The 21,181-nt window shown below is 51.2% G+C and carries 22 protein-coding genes and 1 pseudogene; 14 read left to right on the forward strand and 9 right to left on the reverse strand.

Features of this window, described 5'->3' with window-relative positions; translation table 11 throughout:
• Nucleotides 1-48: 48 nt before the first annotated feature.
• Entirely contained in the window at nt 49-1,011 is a 963-nt protein-coding gene (ybiB, locus tag GA565_RS18425) for a DNA-binding protein YbiB (RefSeq protein WP_152199943.1), read from the reverse strand.
• An 82-nt stretch (nt 1,012-1,093) separates the two neighbouring features.
• Nucleotides 1,094-3,256, reverse strand: a complete 2,163-nt coding sequence (gene dinG, locus GA565_RS18430; protein ID WP_152199945.1) for an ATP-dependent DNA helicase DinG — start codon at nt 3,254-3,256, stop codon at nt 1,094-1,096.
• Nucleotides 3,257-3,542: 286 nt separating this feature from the next.
• Here dinG and GA565_RS18435 point away from each other — a divergent pair, with 286 nt between their 5' ends.
• Both GA565_RS18435 and GA565_RS18440 read left to right on the forward strand, forming a co-directional pair.
• The gene (locus GA565_RS18435) at nt 3,543-4,646 is read left to right on the forward strand and encodes a porin (protein ID WP_152199947.1); all 1,104 of its coding nucleotides are present in this window, start codon (nt 3,543-3,545) and stop codon (nt 4,644-4,646) included.
• A 194-nt stretch (nt 4,647-4,840) separates the two neighbouring features.
• A complete protein-coding gene (locus GA565_RS18440; RefSeq protein WP_152201611.1) occupies nt 4,841-5,650 on the forward strand; it encodes a 5'-nucleotidase, lipoprotein e(P4) family in 810 nt (269 codons plus the stop codon).
• Between the two features lie 72 nt (nt 5,651-5,722).
• Here the strand turns inward: GA565_RS18440 and GA565_RS18445 are convergent, their stop codons facing one another.
• Nucleotides 5,723-6,265 (reverse strand): N-acetyltransferase family protein, encoded by a 543-nt coding sequence (locus GA565_RS18445; protein WP_370518108.1) that lies wholly within the window; start codon nt 6,263-6,265, stop codon nt 5,723-5,725.
• A 19-nt stretch (nt 6,266-6,284) separates the two neighbouring features.
• Nucleotides 6,285-6,839 carry a helix-turn-helix domain-containing protein gene (locus GA565_RS18450; RefSeq protein ID WP_152199950.1) on the reverse strand — a complete coding sequence of 185 codons (555 nt, stop codon included), beginning with the start codon at nt 6,837-6,839 and terminating at the stop codon, nt 6,285-6,287.
• A 239-nt stretch (nt 6,840-7,078) separates the two neighbouring features.
• Here GA565_RS18450 and GA565_RS18455 point away from each other — a divergent pair, with 239 nt between their 5' ends.
• From GA565_RS18455 to GA565_RS18495, 9 genes are all read left to right on the forward strand, one after another.
• Entirely contained in the window at nt 7,079-7,864 is a 786-nt protein-coding gene (locus GA565_RS18455) for a MerR family transcriptional regulator (protein WP_152199952.1), read from the forward strand.
• A gap of 11 nt (nt 7,865-7,875) precedes the next feature.
• On the forward strand, nt 7,876-8,346 hold the full coding sequence (locus GA565_RS18460; protein WP_152199953.1) for a nuclear transport factor 2 family protein: 471 nt from the start codon (nt 7,876-7,878) through the stop codon (nt 8,344-8,346).
• Nucleotides 8,343-9,059 carry an SDR family NAD(P)-dependent oxidoreductase gene (locus GA565_RS18465; protein WP_152199955.1) on the forward strand — a complete coding sequence of 239 codons (717 nt, stop codon included), beginning with the start codon at nt 8,343-8,345 and terminating at the stop codon, nt 9,057-9,059. The genes GA565_RS18460 and GA565_RS18465 overlap by 4 nt, the downstream gene beginning before the upstream one ends.
• A gap of 7 nt (nt 9,060-9,066) precedes the next feature.
• A complete protein-coding gene (locus GA565_RS18470) occupies nt 9,067-10,386 on the forward strand; it encodes an NAD(P)/FAD-dependent oxidoreductase (protein ID WP_152199957.1) in 1,320 nt (439 codons plus the stop codon).
• A complete protein-coding gene (locus GA565_RS18475; RefSeq protein WP_152199958.1) occupies nt 10,383-11,099 on the forward strand; it encodes a DUF1365 domain-containing protein in 717 nt (238 codons plus the stop codon). The genes GA565_RS18470 and GA565_RS18475 overlap by 4 nt, the downstream gene beginning before the upstream one ends.
• Before the next feature lie 80 nt (nt 11,100-11,179).
• Complete coding sequence (locus GA565_RS18480) at nt 11,180-12,331, forward strand: class I SAM-dependent methyltransferase (RefSeq protein ID WP_370518109.1); 1,152 nt, start codon at nt 11,180-11,182, stop codon at nt 12,329-12,331.
• Complete coding sequence (locus tag GA565_RS18485; protein WP_152199962.1) at nt 12,328-12,828, forward strand: DUF2878 domain-containing protein; 501 nt, start codon at nt 12,328-12,330, stop codon at nt 12,826-12,828. Before GA565_RS18480 ends, GA565_RS18485 begins: the two co-directional genes overlap by 4 nt.
• Nucleotides 12,828-13,373: a hypothetical protein gene (locus GA565_RS18490; protein ID WP_193311932.1), complete on the forward strand. Its 546-nt coding sequence runs from the start codon at nt 12,828-12,830 to the stop codon at nt 13,371-13,373. Before GA565_RS18485 ends, GA565_RS18490 begins: the two co-directional genes overlap by 1 nt.
• 13 nt (nt 13,374-13,386) lie before the next feature.
• Nucleotides 13,387-13,923, forward strand: a complete 537-nt coding sequence (locus GA565_RS18495; protein WP_193311933.1) for a DUF3833 domain-containing protein — start codon at nt 13,387-13,389, stop codon at nt 13,921-13,923.
• 46 nt (nt 13,924-13,969) lie between these two features.
• On the opposite strand, the gene yedA is transcribed toward GA565_RS18495, so the two are convergent.
• Nucleotides 13,970-14,887 (reverse strand): drug/metabolite exporter YedA, encoded by a 918-nt coding sequence (gene yedA / locus GA565_RS18500; RefSeq protein ID WP_152199963.1) that lies wholly within the window; start codon nt 14,885-14,887, stop codon nt 13,970-13,972.
• A 221-nt stretch (nt 14,888-15,108) separates the two neighbouring features.
• Here yedA and GA565_RS24965 point away from each other — a divergent pair.
• The 3 genes and pseudogenes from GA565_RS24965 to GA565_RS18510 all read left to right on the forward strand — a co-directional run.
• Nucleotides 15,109-15,207: pseudogene (locus GA565_RS24965) on the forward strand (hypothetical protein); the annotation flags it as partial.
• Nucleotides 15,208-15,457: 250 nt separating this feature from the next.
• Nucleotides 15,458-16,171, forward strand: a complete 714-nt coding sequence (locus tag GA565_RS18505) for a hypothetical protein (protein ID WP_152199965.1) — start codon at nt 15,458-15,460, stop codon at nt 16,169-16,171.
• Between the two features lie 213 nt (nt 16,172-16,384).
• Entirely contained in the window at nt 16,385-17,089 is a 705-nt protein-coding gene (locus tag GA565_RS18510; protein ID WP_152199967.1) for a hypothetical protein, read from the forward strand.
• Nucleotides 17,090-17,119: 30 nt separating this feature from the next.
• Here the strand turns inward: GA565_RS18510 and GA565_RS18515 are convergent, their stop codons facing one another.
• The 4 genes from GA565_RS18515 to GA565_RS18530 form a co-directional block, all read right to left on the reverse strand.
• Nucleotides 17,120-17,902 (reverse strand): ABC transporter permease, encoded by a 783-nt coding sequence (locus GA565_RS18515; RefSeq protein WP_304621428.1) that lies wholly within the window; start codon nt 17,900-17,902, stop codon nt 17,120-17,122.
• Nucleotides 17,899-18,837 (reverse strand): ABC transporter ATP-binding protein, encoded by a 939-nt coding sequence (locus GA565_RS18520; protein ID WP_152199969.1) that lies wholly within the window; start codon nt 18,835-18,837, stop codon nt 17,899-17,901. Before GA565_RS18520 ends, GA565_RS18515 begins: the two co-directional genes overlap by 4 nt.
• Nucleotides 18,834-19,949, reverse strand: a complete 1,116-nt coding sequence (locus tag GA565_RS18525; protein WP_193312001.1) for an ABC transporter permease — start codon at nt 19,947-19,949, stop codon at nt 18,834-18,836. The genes GA565_RS18520 and GA565_RS18525 overlap by 4 nt, the downstream gene beginning before the upstream one ends.
• A gap of 82 nt (nt 19,950-20,031) precedes the next feature.
• Complete coding sequence (locus GA565_RS18530) at nt 20,032-20,925, reverse strand: ABC transporter substrate-binding protein (protein ID WP_370518110.1); 894 nt, start codon at nt 20,923-20,925, stop codon at nt 20,032-20,034.
• Nucleotides 20,926-21,181 lie beyond the last annotated feature (256 nt).

Consider the following 21,181-nt stretch of genomic DNA (forward strand, 5'->3'; position numbering starts at 1 on the left):
TTAACTGAGTGTATTTACGGAGCTAGCGTCTGTCGACGGCCGTTGATGCTAAAAGAGCTGATCTACCCGCATCAATGCCTCTGGGATCGTTTCGGCCAGGTCGGTGGCAACCAAACAGCAGGCCAACTGATTAAGAATAGCCTGCGGCACGGCCACTTTTGCCTGCAAACAGTCATTTATCCAGTCGGCAGTAATTTGCGCGTCTTTAGCACTTGGCAAGTTTTGTGCACTAAACTCCTGACGCTCGAGCAAAATTCTTTGCTCACCGGTACCAATCAAATGCACCGGTGCACTGCGTAACGGATTGGCATAAACCTCGCCTTCCGTACCCTGCGATAGCAGCGCACGGCCTGAGACATCGTGGAAAAATGACGAGACGCGCTGAATATATTCGGGATGAGAAACGCTGGCTAAGCGCAGTGCGGGCTGTTCAACAAACGGTGTTGCCAGCTTGGCCAAAGTGTGACTGCTGTTGCGCACGCCCATCTGCCAGCGAAGCTGAAGCTGTTTGTCGATAGGTGGGCAGAGCAGCGACACGGGTATAAATACCGGACCACGACCGGAGTCGAGCATGGCCTGCGCCTCTTCGCCCGAGTTGGCAGCGGGAATGCCCAATGCCTGAAAAATCTCAAAACTGGTGACGCGACCGGGGTCGGAAGTCACGCCGTGCACCACCACCGGCAGGCCGAGACGATGCAGTAAAATAGCCAGCAGTGGCGTCAGATTAGCCTGCTTGCGCGCGCCATTGTAGCTGGGAATAACCACCGGCATGGATCTGTTATTTGGGGCCTGCAGGCGAAGCGTCTGCTCTTCCATGGCCTGATAAAAGCCCAGCATTTCCTGCTCGTCTTCGCCTTTAATACGAAAGGCAATCAGTAAACCGCCAAGCTGTAAATCTGGGACTTCACCCGCCAGCATCAGGCGGTAAAGCGCCAGCGACTGCTCCCTGTCGAGCGAGCGAGCATGATTTTTCCCACGCCCGACTTCTTTAATAATTTTTGTGTAATCCATCGTTCTTCCCTCACCTGCGAATCCCACCAGCATAACCCAGCCTTTCACAGGGAGAAACCTTGTCGTCCGGCACAATCCTTCGTTAGCGTTTCTTTCGTGCCTTGACCACTTTGGTTTTAGTCAATGCAACGTATTTATTAAGGCCTGGCTCGGGCATTCCACGCTGTTCGATAGGAAAAACCGGCAGTGCGGCCAGCAGTCGTGGACCGTAATTTTTGGTGATCAACCTTCGGTCGTAGATAACAATTTCACCGCGACACTCGTGGCTGCGGATCAATCGTCCCACCTGCTGGATCAGATTAAACGACGCACTCGGCAAGCTCTGCACTTCAAAAGGATAGCGTTTTAATGTTTTCAGCCATTCACCTTCGGTAAGGATCACCGGACTGTCGATCGGCGGGAAGGCGATTTTATGAATGTGCACCTGAGTCAGCAGGTCCCCTTTGAGGTCCAACCCTTCGGCAAACGACTGCAGTCCGATAAGCACGCTGACGCTTCCCGCCTCAACCCGTTTGCGATGCTCCTCAACCAGTCGATATCTCGGCTGGTCGCCCTGCACCAGCAGCATCAGCCGCAGGTCGGGCATCAGTTCAACAAACTGCTGCAGCGCGCGATTGCTGGCAAACAGCACCAGCATGCCTTTGTGTTTTTCAGTCGCCAGCTCGGCACGGAAAAAATCGCTCATCTCCTGAATATGCTGCGCTTCGTTGGCCATTAAAGGCTCGGTGCGCATTTGGGGAATCACGATTTTTCCCTGACTACGATGATTAAACGGTGAATCGAGGCTGATAAACAGGTCACCGGCCTTCTCATTCAGGCCACTCATTTCCTGCAGGCGAGCAAAGCTGTTGAGTGAGCGCAGCGTCGCGGAGGTGATGACTACGTGCGGCACCTTGCGCCAAAGCATTTTTTCGAGCTGCTCGCTGACACGTATCCCAACACAGTGGAATATCAGGTGAGTCTGGTTATCGAAATATTGCCGCGTCACCCATTTTCCAATCGGCGCATTGGAGGCTTTATCTAGCGCCGCCAGCCGCCAAAGCTTGGTCATGGTTTCGAGATAACCTAGCATGCGGCTCATGTGCAAAATGGCGCGATGCAAACGCAACACATCATGCTTACCGGTTTTTTCGCTGAGGTCGTTAACCATAAACTCGGCCAGTCCGCGCAGCGCATCGGTCAGCTTGAACTGTCGAGCACAAAGCTCGGTAAGCGCCGGCGGCAGTGCGCCCATTTCGAAGCGATGCTCAGCCTCTGGCTCGTTCGGCGGTAAAAACTGATTAATCTGCTGCTCAATCAGCAGCAGGAGCTCGCGCATCTCGGCCACGTGATTTTGCAGACGTTCGGCATTAGCCAACGGCGGTGGATTTTTAGGGGTAAACAGCGCGAGACATTGTTCAATCTGGCGCATAAAGTTGTCGAGCTGCAGGTGATTCCACACGGCGGTAATTTCAGCGTCCACCTCCAGCGCATCACGCGCCACGTCGGGAAGGTGATGCCCTTCGTCGAGAACCAGCAGCAAGTCTTTGGCATTCGGCAGAACGGATTCGGACTCCAGCGCGGCCATTACCAGCGCGTGGTTCGTCACCACTACGTCGGCGCTTTCAATCTCTTTACGCGCCACAAAGTACGGGCATTCTCGGTAGTAGTGACAATTTCGGCCCAGACAGTTGGCTTTGTCGGTGCTGATTTTGAGCCACAGGGGATCCTGAATGGTTTTTTTATAATGATCGCGCAGGCCGTCCCACTCATAGCGGGTTAAGGCCTTTTCCAGCGTGCTGCAAAACTGCTGTTCTTCCGTGCTTGAGGGCGCCAGTTCATCGCCCAAAAACAGCCCGAGGTCACCTTGGGCATTTTCAGTGCTCATCATCGACAGGTTACGCGGACACACATAGCGCCCACGGCCGAACGCCCCGGTAAATTTCAGGTCTGGAATGATTTTTTTAAGCAGTGGCAAATCTTTACTGAAGATCTGATCCTGAAGCGCCACATTGGCGGTGCTGACCACCAACGGCTTCTCCTCGGCCCGACTCACGGCAATACCCGGAATAAGGTACGACAGGGTTTTGCCCACGCCGGTCGGCGCCTCAATAGCGAGGTGGCGGGCAGAATCACTGGTCAATGCCTTCGCGACCTCAGCTATCATCTGTCGCTGAGGGGCTCGGGAGATAAAATCCGGAATTTGCTGCTGTAGGGCTTTGTACCACTGGCTAATCTGATCTTTTACTGCGGAGGACAGCGCCATGCATCTCTTATCGTTTTCATATGTTGTGGTTATTGTCCCACACTCGTCCGCCCACGTCAGCCGCAAATTGAATAGCCAACCCTATTATTAGCTAGCTTATTAAAATCATTCACTTAAAAAAAATAAAGTTCATTTTCACATGTCATAAATTGATCACAAATATAAGGTAAAAAACTCTCGCTGAACAAATTTCCGCTTAGATGGAAATGACAGTACACATGATGAATAGCGTCTTTAAATAAATAACGTTTGACAGAACGTTTAAACGAAAAATACAGGGTTAACAATGAAACGTAATCTTCTGGCAATATTAATCCCGTCATTACTGATTGCCTCAGGCGCACACGCAGCAGAAATCTATAATAAAGACGGTAATAAACTCGACTTTTATGGTCGCGTTAAAGCCGAGCACTATTTCTCTGATGCAAGCAGCAGCGACGGTGACCAGAGTTATGTACGTTTTGGCTTTAAAGGTCAGACTAAAATTAATGATTCCATCACCGGCTATGGCCAGTGGGAATATCAGGTCGCCGATAACATTTCTGAAGCACAGGGTTCAACGGGTTCTAAAACACGTCTTGGATTTGCGGGTCTGAAATTCAACGAATTTGGCTCATTCGACTACGGCCGTAACTACGGTGCGCTGTACGACGTCGCAGGCTGGACGGATATGTTCCCTGAGTTCGGCGGCGACGGTTACACCAAGGCTGACCGCTTTATGACCGGCCGTGGCAACGGCATGGCAACTTACCGCAACCGCGGCTTCTTCGGCCTGGTTGACGGCTTGAACTTTGCCCTGCAATACCAGGGTAAAAACGACGACACCAGCACCCGTTCTGCCAGCACGGCAAACGGCGACGGTTACGCCGTTTCTGCCACCTACGACATCGGTGCAGGCATCAGCGCAGGTGCGGCTTATACCTCTTCTGACCGTACTGTTACGCAAACAAATTCAGCTTTGGGTAAAGGCGATAAAGCCACAGCTTGGAACGCCGGTTTAAAATATGACAATAACGGCGTTTATTTAGCCGCACTTTATGCCGAAACTAACCGCATGATAGCAATTACTGCGCCTGCCGGTGTTTCAAGTCTGACCTCTTCGTCTGTAAGCGGATATGCGCAAAAAACCCAGACCTATGAAGCCGTGGCGCAATATCAATTTGATTGGGGTCTGCGTCCTTCTCTGGGATACGTACAAACCAAAGCGAAAGATATTGAAGGCATCGGTGATGCAGATTTAACCAAATATATCGACGTCGCGGCGACTTATTATTTCAACAAGAATATGTCGACCTTTGTTGATTATAAAATCAACCGTCTGAGCACTGATAATAAATTAGGTCTGAACACTGATAACGTTGTTGCTCTTGGCCTGACTTACCAGTTCTAAAAATAAGACCTCGCTTCATTTAAATTTCATTGGATTTTTTGCCGGGCTCATCCCCCGGCTTTTTTTCGTCATATGAAAAGCTTATCCAGATCAACTTTCTGCCCCCTCCCCCTTCCCCAGCCTGCTGAATCTGCTAAAGTTTTACCTATTAAAATTTTTCATAATCCCACCCTCACAGGACGATAAAGATAATGATGAAGAAAGCTTCACTCTATGGCACAACTGCACTGGTATTTTTAGCACTGACAGGCTGTGCACAGCACTCGAAAACGCAGGATGATGCACAGTTGAACGATCAGTCAGTGATGGCGTTGAACTGGTTCCAGCAATCAGGTGAATATCAGGCCCTGACCTATCAGGCCTTTAATGCAGCGACCTTTGCTTTTGATAAAGCACAGTCGCTGACCGGCAAACCTAAAGCCGTTGTCGTTGACCTCGATGAAACCATGATAGACAACAGCGCCTACAGTGCCTGGCAGGTAAAAGCCAACAAGTCGTTTGATGCCAAAACCTGGTCTCAGTGGACCCATGCCGAACAGGCTAAAGCCGTGCCGGGTGCGGTGAGCTTTGCTCAGTACGTCGACAGCCACGGCGGGATTATGTTCTATGTCTCGAACCGTGACCAAAAAGACTACGCCGCTACCGTTGCTAATCTGAAGCGCCTCGGTTTCCCGAACGTGAATGAAAAAACCGTTCGTCTGAGCACCACCACGTCCAACAAGCAGGCGCGTTTTGATGCTATCAAAAGCGAAGGCTATAACATCGTGATTTACGCCGGTGACAACCTGAACGACTTTGGCGCGGCCACGTATCATAAAGGCAACGATGAGCGTCGCAACTTCGTGAACAGCAATCACAATCTGTTCGGCACCCAATTTATCGTGCTGCCAAACCCACTGTACGGTGATTGGGAAAGCGGTTTGGCTCCGGGATACAACAAGCTGACCCCAGAACAGAAACTGCAGGTGCGCAGTCAAGCGCTGAGAGCGTGGAAAGGCGTATAATTAATTAATGATGGACAGCTGGCCCCTTCGATCTTTTTAACGGCGAGGGGGCTAACGAGAGAAGGGCTAACACTATTTCGCAAGGCGGTCCAACGGCTTATACATCACACTCGTTGAGTCATAAATTCCTTCAGTTGACAGCGCATACCCTGGGATAACGCCACACAGCTCATACCCTAAATGATGATAAAGCGTCTGCGCCTCGCTGCCGGTGACCGTGTCGAGCACCAGCAGGGTTTTTCCAAGGTTAGCGGCCATTTTTTCAATCGTTTGCATCAGTTTTCTCGCAATCCCCTGCCTTCTTGCCTGCGGATGAACCAACAATTTAACCACGTCCGCACGATGCTGTCCGTTGCCAGGCATATCAACCACCAGTTGAACGGTGCCCACTATTTTGCCGTGAAGGCGTGCGACCAGAATACGGCGCTCTCCGGCGGCAAAGGCGGGCAAAAGTTTATGCCAGAAAGCCAACGCCTCGTTTGGGCCAAAAGGCGGGACAAATCCTACGCTAGCGCCCAGTTTCACGCAGCCGTCAAGAGTTTCGGCGAGGCCCAATAAATCAGCTCGGGAAAAGTCCTGCGAATATTGTTCACATCTCAGTTCACTGATGGTTATCACGGTTTTCTCCTGGTTACTAAGGGCGACAAATTACAATGCTGTAATGGGCCTCTTCCTGGCCCGGGACATGGAAGGTTGACGTGCCATTAAGATGAAAACGCAGGCAGTCGCCCGCCTCCAGGCGGTATCGTTGAGTGTCAAGGCGCAGCTCGAGAACGCCAGAGAGCATCCAGATATGCTGCTCAAGCCCAAATACCGGCGGCGCCTCATAGTGAATGGTGGCCCCAGGCTGCAGGCGGCCAGACATAAATTCGGCATGAAAATCTTTGGCCGGTGGGGAAATTGAGCGGCGCTCAAAACCGGTCTGCGTGTCGTGCCAAACCGACTGCTGGGCGTGGCGGATAAGTTCGGCCGGATTGTCTTCAAGGTCCATTAATAACCTTGAGGTCGTCAGTCCATAAGCTGCACTTAACTTGCCCAAAAGCGACGCGGTTGGGCTTGTTTCCGCGCGCTCAATCCGCGACAGCGTTGCTCGGCTAATTCCCGTTTTATCAGCCAACATTTCAAGCGACCAATTGTTGTTCACCCGCAGTATTGACAGCCTTTGCGCCAGTTTTTGCTCATCGTTCATCGGTATTATTCTCGCCCATGCATTCTCTATATTGAGAATATATCCCTAATTTGAGAAGTTGGCAATAAGCTAACCCACTCTTCTTTACGGCCGTTATAATGGCCCGCACTTTCACTTCTCTACCCCTTCCACCAGCAAGTTGTACAACTTTATAAGTTGTACAAGAACAATATACTTGTACAACTTGACCCTGAACGGCTAGAGTTAATTCAGGCTTAGTAATTTAGCGGAATATCTTTATGTCTCTGTACAGCATTGGCGAGGTCGCACGCATATGCGGCATCAATCCTGTTACGTTGCGTGCATGGCAACGTCGTTACGGCCTGCTCAAACCTCAGCGTACCGAGGGCGGCCATCGACTGTTTGACGACAGTGACCTGGAAACCATTCGTACTATTCTTGGCTGGATAAACCGCGGTGTGCCTGTCAGTCAGGTTAAAGGGCTGCTGGAGGGAAGCATTACTCCCCTCCCAAGCGGTTGGTCACAGCTGGAGCAAAAGCTGCTCGGTGTTCTACAGGAAGAGAAAACGCAGAAAGTCCGCCAGCTGATTATCGAGTTGGGCCGCGAATACCCGCCCGACAGCCTGGTTAACAATGTGCTGCGCCCGCTGCGAACTCGATTGACCTCTACCCCTTCAACCCTTTATTTACGCGGTCTGCTCGACGGCGTACTGATTGAGCACGCGGTAATGTGCATGAACGCGGCGCGTAAAAAATCCGGCATAAAAGTGCTGCTGGCAGGCTGGGGCGATATCGACCGCACCGAGCTATGGCTTGAGTCTATCGCCCGCAGCGGAGAAGGTCTGCACATTGACCTGCTGCCCGACCCGCTGGTGGACCCGCACCTTGAAGGGGTTAAGGCACAGCAGATCTTGCTATGGGCCGAGGGACGACTGACCAATATCCAACGCAACAAGTATCTGCAGTGGCAGAAATTAGGGTTACCTATTTCCCTGCTGGGTAGCGCAGCCGTTTTGCTGCAAAACCCGCCAGAGGAGGCGCATGACGCTTTACCTTTCAGATAAAGGAGACATGAATGACTTATGCCTCAACGGACGCCACATCTAACGAATCAGGCAATGGCCAGAGCACGCTCGAGAAACTGAACACCTTTTATCGCCATTTGGACACTGCCCAGCTCGCCAAATTGCCGGAAATCTATCATCGGCAGGCAGTGCTGGTAGACCCCGTCGGCCGCCACGAGGGCATCGACACTCTTAGGCTTTATTTTGAGCAACTGCTGGCACAGACGCACTACTGCCGATTTGATATTCAGCATCAGTTGAGCACCGATGATGAAACGATGCTGTTTTGGCGCATGATTTATTCACATCCGCGGCTGAAAAAAGGCAAAGAATTGGTTCTCGACGGGAACAGTCATCTGCGCTTTAGCGAAAATAGAGTGATTTATCAGCGCGACTACTATGATTTGGGAGCGATGCTTTATGAGCACATCCCCCTTCTGGGAAGTGTCGTTAAAGCCGTTAAATCGAGGTTAGCGCCATGAAGCACGTATTAATTACCGGCGCGAGTTCGGGAATAGGCAAACAGCTTGCCCTGGACTACGCCGCAGAGGGTTGGAAAGTGACCGCCTGCGGGCGCGACAGCCAGCGTTTGGACGCCATCAGCACCGCCTCGGAGCAGATAACGCCGCTGATCTTTGACATCACCCAACTTGAAGAAACCCGGCAGGCGCTGGCCTGGGTGCAGGCTGACCTGGTTATCCTCTGCGCCGGGACCTGTGAATATCTCGATAACGGCGTGGTTGAGGCCGAGAAAGTTTTACGGGTGATGACCACCAACCTGATGGGGCCGATTAACTGCCTTGATGCACTGCTGCCGGGCATGGCCTCGGGTTCTCGCATCGCGCTTGTCGGCTCCACCGCGTCGCTGTTTCCGCTGCCGCGCGCTGAGGCCTATGGCGGTTCGAAAGCCGCGCTGGCCTACTTCGCTCGCAGTCTGGCGCTTGATCTTGCGCCGCGCGGAATTGAGATCTCACTGGTGATGCCGGGTTTCGTAAAAACGCCGCTCACCGAGCGTAATGATTTCCCGATGCCGATGATGATAACGGTGGAAAAATCCTCCGACTCTATTAGAAAAGGCCTGGCGCGTGGCGCAAGCGAAATTGCGTTTCCGCCTGTTTTCGCCTGGCTACTGCGCTTTATTTCGGTGTTGCCGCAAGGCCTGCAGAAACTTTTAGCTAAAAGATTGGTAAGGTAAATCGCGTATGAAAGTGGCCATTATCGGCAGTGGTATTTCGGGTCTCAGCTGTGCGTGGATGCTGTCGCAGCGTCAACCTGCATGTGAAATAAAGGTTTTTGAAGCCAACGAAACGCTGGGCGGACATACCGCAACGCTGGACGTCGAGATAAGCAATCGTTCCTACGCCATCGATACGGGTTTTATCGTATACAACCAGAAAACCTATCCTAGATTTATCGCCCTGCTCGCCCAGTTAGGCATCACCGGACAACCCACCCAAATGAGTTTTTCGGTGCACAATCCGGACAGCAGGCTTGAATACAACGGGCATACCCTGAATACGCTTTTTGCCCAGCGCCGTAATTTCTTTAAGCCTAAATTCTGGCGGTTTTTACGTGAAATCCTGCGCTTCAATGCGTTGTGTAAGCAGCGCGTACAGCAGCCGGGCAACGACGAAAGCACCGTGTCCGACCTGCTAAGGCAGAATGGTTTTTCGGCCTTTTTCGCCCTGCACTACGTTCTGCCGATGGGTGCGGCTATCTGGTCATCGTCACTTGAGGATATGGGCAAGTTTCCGTTATCGATGTTCCTGCGCTTTTTCGACAATCACGGGCTGCTTGATGTGAGTCATCGCCCACAGTGGATGGTAGTCCCCGGTGGGTCGCGTGAGTACATTCGCCGCATGCAGCAGTTGCTTCCCGCCAGCGTTCAACTGCTGACCAACACGCCGGTAAACTCAGTAATTCGCCGCGAGGGCTCAGTCACTATTCAATCCACACAGGGCAGTGAAACATTTGACCAGGTTATTTTCGCCTGCCATTCCGATCAGGCGCTGGCGATGCTGCAGGCACCTACCGATGCCGAACGTCAGGTGCTATGTGGCCTGCCCTATCAGTCAAATGAAGTGGTGCTACACACCGATATCAATCAACTTCCTGTTTCGCGCCGCGCGTGGGCAAGCTGGAACTATCGCCTACCCAACGGCGTTGAAAGTGCCTTGGGCCACACGCCGTCCGCACCGGTTCATTCGGCCATTGTTCGCCAACGCCGGGCCAGTGTGACGTACAACATGAATATTCTGCAAGGTATTGAGTCAGAAAATAATTTTTGCGTGACGCTAAATCCGATAACGCCAATTGATGAGCGTAAAATTTTATTCAAGACCCAGTATAGGCATCCGGTGCTTAACCTCGCCAGCTATCAGTCACAGCAGAGACGCGGCGAGATTAATGGCCACAACCGTAGCTGGTTCTGCGGTGCCTACTGGCACAACGGCTTTCATGAAGACGGCGTCAGAAGCGCCGAAGAAGTGGTAAACCAGCTCCTCGAGCAGGAAAGCGCATGAACAGCGCGCTCTATATTGGCGGCGTGCGGCATCGCCGATTTAAGCCGATAGAGCATCACTTCGACTATGGCATTTTCATGGCGCTTATCGATCTCGATGAAATCGAACAGCTGCCGCAATGCGGGATCAGACTGGAAAAATTCTCCGCGGCGACCTTTAAACGAAGTGACTATTTGGGCGGTGGTGACATTAAAACTACCGCTCAGCGGCGTATTCAGGCACTAACTGGCGACAGTTTTGACGGGCGTGTCATGTTGCTGACTCAGTTGCGCTACTTTGGTTGCTATTTTAATCCGGTTAATTTTTATTATCTTTATGATAAAGAAGACGTTTTACGCTGGGTATTGGCCGAGGTGCGCAACACGCCATGGAATGAGCGCCACACCTATGCGGTGCTGCCTGACGGCTCCTTACCGGTCAAAAAAGAGTTTCACGTTTCACCTTTTAACCCGATGGATATGGTCTATCACTGGCAATTGACCCCACCGGGAAAGCGTCTGCGTGTACATATAGAAACGCATCGTCAGGACCGCGAATTCGACGCAACGCTAACGCTGGTTTATCAGCCACTAACGCGTAAAAACCTGCGCCAGCAGCTCTGGCGGTTTCCGTTAATGACGGTAAAAACCGCGGTCACTATTTATTGGCAGGCAGTAAAACTGTGGCTCAAACGTGCGCCCATTTACGGTCATCCTCCCGTTGATAAGGATTGAACATGAACTCACCTGATTTGCGACTTGCCCAGCAAGCGGGCAGCCGTCGTCGCAAAGGATCGCGCGCGCTGTTGCTCAGGATGCTTAAACAACTCCATGGCGCGGGACTGACCCTGCAGGAATTTAACCATGAACCGATGTTTTTCGGCGATGAAACTGCGCCGCTGCAGGGACAAATTGAAGTTCATGACCTTCGTGTTTATCGTCGCGTGCTGCTCGGTGGCAGCATTGCGGCGGGAGAGAGCTATATCGACGGCGATTGGACCACGCCAAATCTGACAGCCGTGCTGCAACTGTTAGCCGAAAACGTCGGTCTGGTCGACAAAATAGAGTCGCGTTTCAGCTGGCTGACCTCACCGGTCAACAGCGTCGTTCACTTCCTTAGGCGCAACAGCCCGAGCCAGGCACGCCGCAACATTTCGGCGCACTATGATTTGGGCAATGATTTTTATCAGGGATTTCTTGATGAGAAGATGCTCTACTCCTCCGCCTGGTATCAAGGCCCGCACATGACGCTGGAACAGGCCCAGGAAGCCAAAATGCGCCGCCTGTGTGAGCAGCTTGAGCTACGCGCGGAAGACCACCTGCTTGAAATCGGCACTGGCTGGGGTGCGATGGCCGAATTCGCCGCACGGGAATATGGCTGCCAGGTGACCACCACCACCATTTCACGCGAGCAGTACGACTACGCCCGCCAGCGCATCGAGCAGGCCGGACTCAGCGCCCAGGTTACCGTGCTGTTTGAGGACTACCGCGCACTGACCGGGCAATACGACAAGCTGGTATCAATTGAAATGATTGAAGCCGTAGGTAAACGCTATTTGCCCACCTTTTTCAAGCGCTGCAATGCGCTGCTTAAACCCAAAGGGCGGATGGCTTTGCAGGCGATTACCATTGCCGACCAGCGCTACAAGCACTACAGCCGCAACGTTGACTTTATTCAACGATACGTCTTCCCCGGCGGCTTTTTGCCCTCGATCAACGCGATGACTGAAAGCATGACCCGACACACTGGACTGGTAGTGTGCAATCTTTTTGATATTGGTAATGACTATGCGCGCACGCTGCACGAGTGGCGCGAGCGAGTCGTACGGTACTGGAATACGCAAAATGCGCAGGTCAGCGATGAGCGTTTTCGTCGCCTGTGGGTGTTTTATCTGTGCTACTGCGAAGCGGGATTCCGCGCACGGACGATTAGCACCGTGCAACTGATTGCCGAGCGCCGTGCATGAAATCCCTGCGCTTCTGGCTGCTGGCCGCTGGCTTCGATCTCTGGTGGACGCTGGCAGTCTGGGGACGAGAAAGCGTAGAAATATTGCTGGTGATTGGCGCACTGCTGATGCTTTATTTCACCCCTGCCGCGCGCCGAAAATGGGTGATTTTCGCCTTTGTAATCGGGGTTGCCATGGACAGTTTGTGGTGCGCCAGCGGCCTGTTGGCATTTGAGCAAAGCCAAGGCGTACCTGTTTGGATGGTGGCGCTGTGGCTCAGTTTTAGCGCCTGGTGGCTGTGGTTTTATCAGCAAATTTCACTGCGCTGGCCGTGGCTTATCCTGCTTGGCGCGGTGAGTGGTCCACTGGCCTATTACATAGGTATGCGTTTTGATGCCATGTACCTACTCGCCCCGCCGTGGCAGGTATTTTCCCTGATGGCAGTCGGATGGGCCTGCTTTTTACCGCTGATAAGCTATGGCGTGCGTCAACCTCATGTCAGCAAGAGGAGTCCGTAATGAACCTGCGTTTTCTCACTGCTTCACTGCTGCTCACCAGCGTTTTTCTCACGCCGATTGTGCAGGCTGCTCCGTGGTCAACCTGGCCAGAAACAGGCTCTGCCAAGCTGACTTGGGCATTTTTCGACGTTTACAACTCGCACCTGCGTACGCCTGCTGGAAAATATCAGCCCAACGTCTGGCCTCAGGCATTAGTGATCAATTACTTGCGCGACATTAGCCGTAAAGAGTTGACACAGGCTACGGCCGACCAGTGGAAAGCGTTGGGCATGCTCGACGAGGCAAATCAAAAACAGTGGCTGCAGGCTGTAGAGGCTACATGGCCGGATGTCACTACCGGCAGCGAAATCACCTTTGTCGGCGACCAACAGGGCGGGCAATTTTACTTTCGTCCTGCGCTAAACGGCAATACGGATAAAAATGCCACGCCGGTAGCGATTGGCCAGCGGTTTAGCCCGTCGTTTCGCGATGCATTTTTGGCTATTTGGTTATCCCCTTCCACCCAATATCCGCAGCTGCGCAAAGGGCTGATCGGAGCCCGCTGAATCAGGAGTGATTATGCTGAATATTAAGGTTTATCTGCGTTTCATGGTGCTTGCCATGGCCCTGCTGTTGGCCGGCTGCAGTGCAAAAATCGAAGACTATAAAGGCACCGAGCCTCAGCTTGATATCTTCAGCTATTTTCAGGGCGATAGCCAAGCCTGGGGGATGATCCAGGACTACAGCAATAAACAAACCCGACGCTTTTCAGTGGCAATACGCGGTGACGTCGTCGGCGATACGTTAACGCTGCATGAAGACTTCACCTACGATGATGGCGAAAAGCAGACCCGCGTCTGGCACATTCAACGCCTGGCGGATGGCAGCTATCGCGGCACGGCGGGCGATATTGTCGGCGTGGCGACCGGTCATGCGCAAGGCAATGCGTTTAACTGGAATTACGTGATGGATATTAAAGCCAGCGGTAAGACCTATCGTCTGACCTTTGACGACTGGCTGTTCAAGCAGGACGAAAGACACTTAATGAACGTGACCTCATTAACCAAGTTTGGCGTTCAAGTGGCCAAATTGACGCTGTTCTTCGAGAAAAAGTGAGTAGGCATTTCGCCCCTTTCGCCGAAAGCGGGAGGGGCAAACCAGGTTAAATTTCAACCTTATCAAGCTTTGCCGGTTTCGGCTTAAACACAAAACGTCCGAGCGTGACCAGTAATACCGCGCTCAGGATCACGCCCAGTGAAATCCATTCAATCAATGAAAGCGACTCTCCCGCAAAGCTAATGCCCAACAGCACGGCTACAACCGGGTTGACGTAGGCATAGCTGGTCGCGATAGCCGGTCGCACGGTTTTGAGCAAAAACATGTAGGCGCTGATGGCAATCATCGAGCCAAAAACCACCAAATAGGCCAGTGCCATAAAACCGCTTGGGGAAGGAATCTGAGTCAAATACTCGCCGCTCAGTCGACTGGTGACCAACAACACGACGCCTGCAATGATCATTTCTGCTGCACCGGCCATCAACCCTTTTGGCAGCGTCACTCGCGAGCTCAACACCGAACCAAAGGCCCAACTCAATGAAGCAATCAGAATAAGCAGCGCGCCCCACGGATTGCCGCTCAAATTGCTGCCGGTGTTGAGCAGCACGATGCCAAACAGGCCGATAGCCACGCCGGTCCACTCCAGACGGCTGTTGGGCATACCCCACATCCGGCTGAAACACAGTGTAAACAGCGGAACCGTCGCGACCATTACGGCAGCAATACCCGAGGGAACCTCAAGATGTTCGGCTACGGTAACCAACCCATTGCCTATGGCAAGCAGCAGCACGCCGATAATGCCCGCCGACAGCCACTCGCGCATTGAAGGCACTTTATGACCGCGCAGCAGCAGAAAGGTAAACATGATCACCCCCGCCACAAAGAATCGCAGACCCGCCATCATCAGCGGCGGCCAGCTCTCGACCCCAACGCGGATCACCAGATAGGTCGATCCCCAAATGAAATATAGCGCAAACAAAGCGGCGATTAACGGCAGTAGCGTACGGAAGGCTGTGCGAGACATAGATTTTTCTTATAGCTGAGAAAATCAGAGGCGGATAGTTAACGCTATTGGCGCTATAAACAGCAAGTTAAAGCGTGCTATTGTGCCAAAATGTGATTGAAAAGTTTCACGATGTGTATGAAATGTGTTTTTAGAAGGGCATTCGCACAAATTATGACTGTGTCCCGTGCACTAAAAGTTTTATAATCACTGTCTATTTTTTAAAAGAAGTTCGGCAAAAAATGAATACTCTAGGTAAAAAGCTGTTTATTGCTCTGTTCGGTCTGATGGCTATCGGCGCTATCGGCGGTGTAATGGTTGCCGGCTACGCCATCGTTATCGAAGAGCCGGTCAAAATGCCAGCCAGCGTTCCAACGCCAACCTCGTCCCCTGCGCAGCCTTCGAGCTCGTCTTAGGCAGTCTGAAGGTATCTTCAGTCAAAACCAGCAGGCATGGCGTGCAGTCAGCCCTAATTAATATGCCTGCTCAATTGATAAGCTATTTACATACTAAAACTGTATTTTTATTAATAACGCGCTCTCTATATAGTTATAGCACTCCTCTTTCTACAAGATAATAAAGGAATATGCTATGTGCCATATGCAAGGTTCAACTATCGATACTGTTAATAAGCGTTTACCGCTGCGAAGCTATCTTACTCCCCCTCGATTCAATGACGATAAGAAGCATGGCGTAAAAGAAATAATCAAAGCGTTTGAAGATTTAAATAACACTTCACAAAAACTTAGATCTTGCTTTATTCCCTCTCGCAAACTGACTACGCCACCGAGTCAACTCGCCCAAAATTCAAAGCCTCTTAATAAACTGACAATTACTCAGCGCGATCAAACTTGCGCTCCTCTTGTACAAAAAAAAGAAGAAAGCCAAAATAGCGCAGAAAAAACTTTTACTTATCCGCTTCTCGTTTCAGGTTTGGATTCAGAACTGCGCTCTCCGGCTTTGGTATTGGATATGATTAAAAAACTATCATCTACTATCAATGAAGATAATAAAGATGATGAGTATTTTGATGACGAGTATTATGGTAATGAAATTATGTCGCGGAATACTATGCAGAAAATATTGAGCATTGAGGAGGAAATCGTAGATGTAAATGCTGAATTACACCTTATTGAACACGCTTTAAATAAATTAAAAATAAAAAATCCAGAAAGCGATAATTTTAAAAAAAACTTCGACAGCAGTCATATTAAAGAAATTCAAAACTGCACAAATTCAGTCAGCAAAGATAAGCTAAATTCATTCAATTGGTTGCAAAGCGGTAATTATAAATTTATTTATTAACTCGGCGACTACTCACCTCGTGCTGGGCCTGCCAATTTTATAAACGGAGGCTAACGGCATTTCGCGTCAACCCGCAGGCATGGCGTGCAGTCAGCCCTAAATTAATATGCCTGCTCAATGAATTGAGCCATTTATATAAAAAATTTGTATTTTTGTCAAACATCCACCGTCTATATACTTACGGCCTCTTTATGTAATATACAGGAGTTCACAATGACTAATATCGTTAACTCGTTATCAAAAATACCACAGTATTCCCAGGTGAACACTTATCGCTCTAAATTCCTGTCTCCAGAAAATAAAAAAACCTTTACCAAAATAAATATAACAAAGATCGAAAACAGTAATCCATCACTCCCCCCTTTTCCTAGCAGCAATATCAAAGCCAGTAAAAATTATGCTCAAGAAACATCTGATGTTAAATTTAAAAATAACACCCTAGAGCGTTCAGATAAACTATCAGAACTTCTGAGATCGAGTTTAGACATTAGCAACCATAGGGTCTCAAGACGTCGCACCGCTCCTAGCCAAGACAATATTCACGGATTAAAATCCCCTTATCTGGTTTTGGCTGCTGATAAAAAAACAAAACCCCGCTCGCTGGTTTTAGAGGCCATTAAAATGGTCATGCCTCACGAAAGGAATGCAATAGAAAGTGAGTTTACTCTTGTCCCTAGTACTGCGCTAGATAAAATGACGGTAATGCAAGAGGAGATTAAAGTTGTGAATCAGGAGATTGATGAATTAAACAAAGATTTGCTTTTAGTTGCGCGTTCACTTAATAGATTTGAATCTGAAAGAGGTAAAATAGATAACACTTTGAACATCCTGAAAGAGAATTTAAGAGACGGTTACTACAAGGATAAAGTCATATCATTATATATTTCGAAACACGAAGCCGCGCATCGCATAAATTAATAACGGTTACAGGGTAGCCACAGCCGCTGACTACTCACCCCGTGCTGAGGGCTGCCAGTTTTGCAAGCGGCGGCTCCAGCGCTCAAACGCCATATCCACGATAATCGCCAACAATGCTACGACCAGCGCGCCCTGCAAAACATAGGCGGTGTTGAACCCACTAAGCCCGATAATAATCGGTGAGCCCAGACTCTGGGTACCCACGGTGGAGGCAATCGCCGCCGTGCCGATATTGATGATCACCGACGTGCGTATTCCGGCAAGAATAACCGGTGCGGCAAGAGGCAGTTCAACCTTCCGCAGAACCTGCCAGCGGCTCATCCCCACTCCCTCAGCAATCTCTCGCGCCGAGGAGGGTACGGATTCGATACCGGCGATAGTCCCTTGTAAAATAGGCAATAACCCATAAAGAACCAGCGCAATAATAGCCGGTTTTTCACTGAATCCCATCACCGGCACCGCAATCGCCAATACTGCGACCGGTGGAAAGGTTTGGCCCATTGCAACCAGCGTCTCAACTAATGCCCGAAACTCTTTGCCCGCCTGACGCGTTACGCCAATGCCGGCCAGCATGCCGATAATTACTGCGATCGCGCTTGAAATGCCCACCAGCAAAAGGTGAGCGATAACCAGACCGGAAAAACTGTCCTGCAAATACACCGGCCTGTCGAGGTTAGGGAACATCCAGTGAAACAGCCACCCCAGTGAACTCATGCCGAGCACCAGTGCAATAAATACCGCGATAACCCAAGGCAAGGGGTCATGCAGGGTTCGCATTAAGCGACTGTCTGCCGTTTTTTTATTCAGGCTCATGCATCCTCCCTTTCGGCCACCAGGTCAGAAAAGTGCAGCACGCCCAGCGGTTGCTGGTTGTCATCAATCACCGGCAATTGCTCAGTGTGGCGAGCAACAAACACCGATAACGCTTCTCGCAAAGTCATCGACGCCAAGACCGGTTCACCCGCCGCGCTTTCTCCAAGACGGGTTCTGTCACCCACTCGTGCCAGCGACAGTAGTTTAATGCCAACGTCGCTGCGGCCAAAGAAATCGCGTACAAACGGCGTGGCAGGCTGCGTGAGCATCTCAAGCGGCGTGCCCTGCTGAACAATCTGCCCGTCGCTGAGCAACACAATGCGGTCTGCCAGACCCAGCGCCTCATCAATATCATGCGTCACCAGCACAATCGTGCGCCCGGAAAGCTGATGGATACGCGCAATCTCCTGCTGCAACGTAGCCCGCGTGACCGGATCGAGTGCACCAAAAGGTTCATCCATCAATAAAACTTCAGGGTCAGAAGCCAAAGCACGCGCCACGCCCACTCTCTGCTGCTGACCGCCAGAAAGCTGATGCGGATAGCGCTTTCGAAACTGCTGCGGGTCGAGGTGAAGTAGCTCCATCAGCTCAGTCACACGGTCTCGAATCTTTGCCTTCGGCCATTTGAGCAGTTGCGGTACGGTGGCAATATTCTCCTCCACCGTCCAGTGCGGAAACAGGCCAATCGACTGAATGGCATACCCCATCCTGCGCCGTAAATCCTGCGCCCGAAACTTCTCAATCGGTTCATCGGCAAAGGTAATTTGTCCCTTGTCATGCTCCACCAGCCGGTTAATCATCTTTAAGGTGGTCGATTTTCCGGAGCCAGAAGTGCCAATCAGCACGGTAAATTCGCCCTTTGCGATATTCAAATCGAGGTCACGCACCACCGCTTTACCGGCAAAATGTTTACTTACGCGAGAGAAATTGATCATGTGCGCGAGGTCTCCAGAATTGAGACTAAAAATTTAAAGACCCCGTCAACCACCGCGGCCATTAACACCACTGGGATTACCCCGAGTAGCACCAGGTCCAACGCGCTGCTCAGCAGTCCCTGGAACATGATAGCGCCCAGCCCACCGGCACCAATCAGCGCGGCAACCATCGCCATGCCCACCGTTTGCACCGCAACAATACGGATACCGGACAAAATAACCGGCAGCGCAATGGGCATCTGAACCTTGTAAAACACCTGCATTCGACTCAGCCCCATTCCCGTTGCTGACTCGATTACGCCCGGCGCTACCGAGTTCATTCCGGCAATCACACTGCGCACCAACGGCAGCAGCGAGTACAGTACCAGCGCAATGATGGCCGGCGCCGCACCGATGCCGCTTACCCCGTGCTCACCCAACCAGGGAACGGCCTTAGCCAGCCCGGCAAGCGGCGCGAGAAGCAGGCCAAATAGCGCGATTGAGGGGAGAGTTTGAATAATATTCAATACAGAGAGAATTGGCGGCTGCCAGCGTGGACGTCGGGCGCAAAATACCCCCAGCGGCAGGCCAATCAAAATCGCTGGGATCAGCGTGCCCAATAAAATACCGAGATGTTGCCAGAGGGCATCATCGAACACGTCGGAGCGGTTATCGTACTCTTTCAATAAAGAGAGCTGGGAAAGCTGGCCATTAACCAGCAATAGCATGATGGGGATCGCCAGTTGCAGATTCAGCAGCACACGCCAGCTGTGATTTGAGGTCATACGACTGATAGCGTCAGAGGCGATGAGCAGCAGCAGTGCGCCACATGCCCAAAAGCCCCCGCCAAAAGAAATTCTCGCCAGGCTATCTTCATCGCCGCCGGTCAGCACCCAGGCTGCATGCCCCGCCAGCGCAGTTTGCGCAGCCAGAAGCAGCTCGGCCAATAGCATAATCAGCAGATAAACTCGCCAGTCAGGACGCACAAACGACAGTAATAGCAGCACAATAACCGGCGCCAACACCAGCAGCATTGGCCCCTGCAGCAGAGTATACAGCGGGATCCCCTGCCCCGAAATCAACCGATTTGGCGCATGTGTGATGAAGGCCAGACCGGCTCCCGCAGCAATCATGAGCACCAGCAACGTAAGCAAGACGCGATTTTTTACCCAATTACTCAAACAATATCTCCTGCCTACTTGCCGAATCAGCTCGTTATTTCGTCTTGATAAAGCCTTTCTGTACCAGATATTTAGCTGCAACTTTTTTGGCATCTGCACCACCGACCGCAATTTGTGCGTTAAGTTTTTGCAGCGTTGGGCCATCGAGTGAGGCAAACACCGGTTTCAGCAATTCAGGGATCTGCGGATACGCTTTCAATACTGATTCACGAATAATCGGCGCAGGCGCATAGATTGGCTGCACGCCTTTAGGATCCTGCAGTGTTACCAGCCCCAGCGCGGCGACCGGGCCATCCGTGCCGTAGGCCATCGCCGCATTAACGCCAGAGGTTTTCTCGGCTGCGGCCTTAATGGTGACTGCCGTATCTCCGCCCGCCAGCGACAACAGCTGATTTTGCTTGAGCTTGAATCCATAGGCATTTTCAAAAGCCGGTAGCGCGTCAGGGCGTTCAATAAATTCGGCCGAGGCCGCCAGCTTGAAATCACCGCCGCCGTTAACCCACTTGCCTAAATCTTCCAGTGTTTGTAGATGATTTGCTGTAGCAATGTCCTGACGTACTGCGATGGTCCAGGTGTTGTTGGCCGGAGACGGGTCAAGCCAGACAATTTTGTTCTGGTCGTAATCGAGCTTTTTCACCTTCTCATAGCCCTGTTGAGCATTTTTCCACGCAGGGTCTTTCTCGTCAGAGAAGAAGAATGCACCATTGCCGGTATATTCAGGATAGATATCAATCTCGCCTGCGGTGATCGCACCGCGCAGCACCTTGGTGTTACCGAGCTGCAGCTTATTGGTGGTCTTGATGCCGTTGGCCTCAAGCACCTGCACAATCAGATTTCCGAGCAGCGAACCTTCGGTATCGATTTTTGAACCGACTTTCACACTGTCTGCCGCTTGAGCAGAAAAACTCAAGGTGCCGAGCACAGCCATTGCCGCTGCGGCAGCTATACTTCTCAATCGAGCATTACCCATTGTGCGCGCCATGTTATTTCCTCATATCGGAGTGAAGACCGGCTTAGATCAAGGTTAAAAAGCAAAAATGTGTTCATAAAATGAGAGTGTTACAAGGATAGTTCAATTTTTGCCGAGAGCACAAAAAGGCCAATCATCAAATCAGCTGCTATGTGGGGAGTAAAATGACTTTTATTGCATAGCTTTACTAAAAATTAGCTTAACAACCCAATCA

This window comes from Rouxiella sp. S1S-2, assembly GCF_009208105.1.
Taxonomy (GTDB): Bacteria; Pseudomonadota; Gammaproteobacteria; order Enterobacterales; family Enterobacteriaceae; genus Rouxiella.

Coding starts and splice junctions, on each gene's coding strand:
- GA565_RS18520 (WP_152199969.1), bottom strand. CDS start 18,837: ATGATCAATTTCTCTCGCGTAAGTAAACATTTTGCCGGTAAAGCGGTG.
- dinG (WP_152199945.1), bottom strand. CDS start 3,256: ATGGCGCTGTCCTCCGCAGTAAAAGATCAGATTAGCCAGTGGTACAAA.
- GA565_RS18505 (WP_152199965.1), top strand. CDS start 15,458: ATGTGCCATATGCAAGGTTCAACTATCGATACTGTTAATAAGCGTTTA.
- GA565_RS18525 (WP_193312001.1), bottom strand. CDS start 19,949: ATGATTGCTGCGGGAGCCGGTCTGGCCTTCATCACACATGCGCCAAAT.
- GA565_RS18440 (WP_152201611.1), top strand. CDS start 4,841: ATGAAGAAAGCTTCACTCTATGGCACAACTGCACTGGTATTTTTAGCA.
- GA565_RS18460 (WP_152199953.1), top strand. CDS start 7,876: ATGACTTATGCCTCAACGGACGCCACATCTAACGAATCAGGCAATGGC.
- yedA (WP_152199963.1), bottom strand. CDS start 14,887: ATGTCTCGCACAGCCTTCCGTACGCTACTGCCGTTAATCGCCGCTTTG.
- GA565_RS18530 (WP_370518110.1), bottom strand. CDS start 20,925: ATGGCTGTGCTCGGCACCTTGAGTTTTTCTGCTCAAGCGGCAGACAGT.
- GA565_RS18455 (WP_152199952.1), top strand. CDS start 7,079: ATGTCTCTGTACAGCATTGGCGAGGTCGCACGCATATGCGGCATCAAT.
- GA565_RS18515 (WP_304621428.1), bottom strand. CDS start 17,902: ATGAGCCTGAATAAAAAAACGGCAGACAGTCGCTTAATGCGAACCCTG.
- GA565_RS18490 (WP_193311932.1), top strand. CDS start 12,828: ATGAACCTGCGTTTTCTCACTGCTTCACTGCTGCTCACCAGCGTTTTT.
- GA565_RS18480 (WP_370518109.1), top strand. CDS start 11,180: ATGCTTAAACAACTCCATGGCGCGGGACTGACCCTGCAGGAATTTAAC.
- GA565_RS18475 (WP_152199958.1), top strand. CDS start 10,383: ATGAACAGCGCGCTCTATATTGGCGGCGTGCGGCATCGCCGATTTAAG.
- GA565_RS18485 (WP_152199962.1), top strand. CDS start 12,328: ATGAAATCCCTGCGCTTCTGGCTGCTGGCCGCTGGCTTCGATCTCTGG.
- ybiB (WP_152199943.1), bottom strand. CDS start 1,011: ATGGATTACACAAAAATTATTAAAGAAGTCGGGCGTGGGAAAAATCAT.
- GA565_RS18435 (WP_152199947.1), top strand. CDS start 3,543: ATGAAACGTAATCTTCTGGCAATATTAATCCCGTCATTACTGATTGCC.
- GA565_RS18495 (WP_193311933.1), top strand. CDS start 13,387: ATGCTGAATATTAAGGTTTATCTGCGTTTCATGGTGCTTGCCATGGCC.
- GA565_RS18465 (WP_152199955.1), top strand. CDS start 8,343: ATGAAGCACGTATTAATTACCGGCGCGAGTTCGGGAATAGGCAAACAG.
- GA565_RS18450 (WP_152199950.1), bottom strand. CDS start 6,839: ATGAACGATGAGCAAAAACTGGCGCAAAGGCTGTCAATACTGCGGGTG.
- GA565_RS18510 (WP_152199967.1), top strand. CDS start 16,385: ATGACTAATATCGTTAACTCGTTATCAAAAATACCACAGTATTCCCAG.
- GA565_RS18470 (WP_152199957.1), top strand. CDS start 9,067: ATGAAAGTGGCCATTATCGGCAGTGGTATTTCGGGTCTCAGCTGTGCG.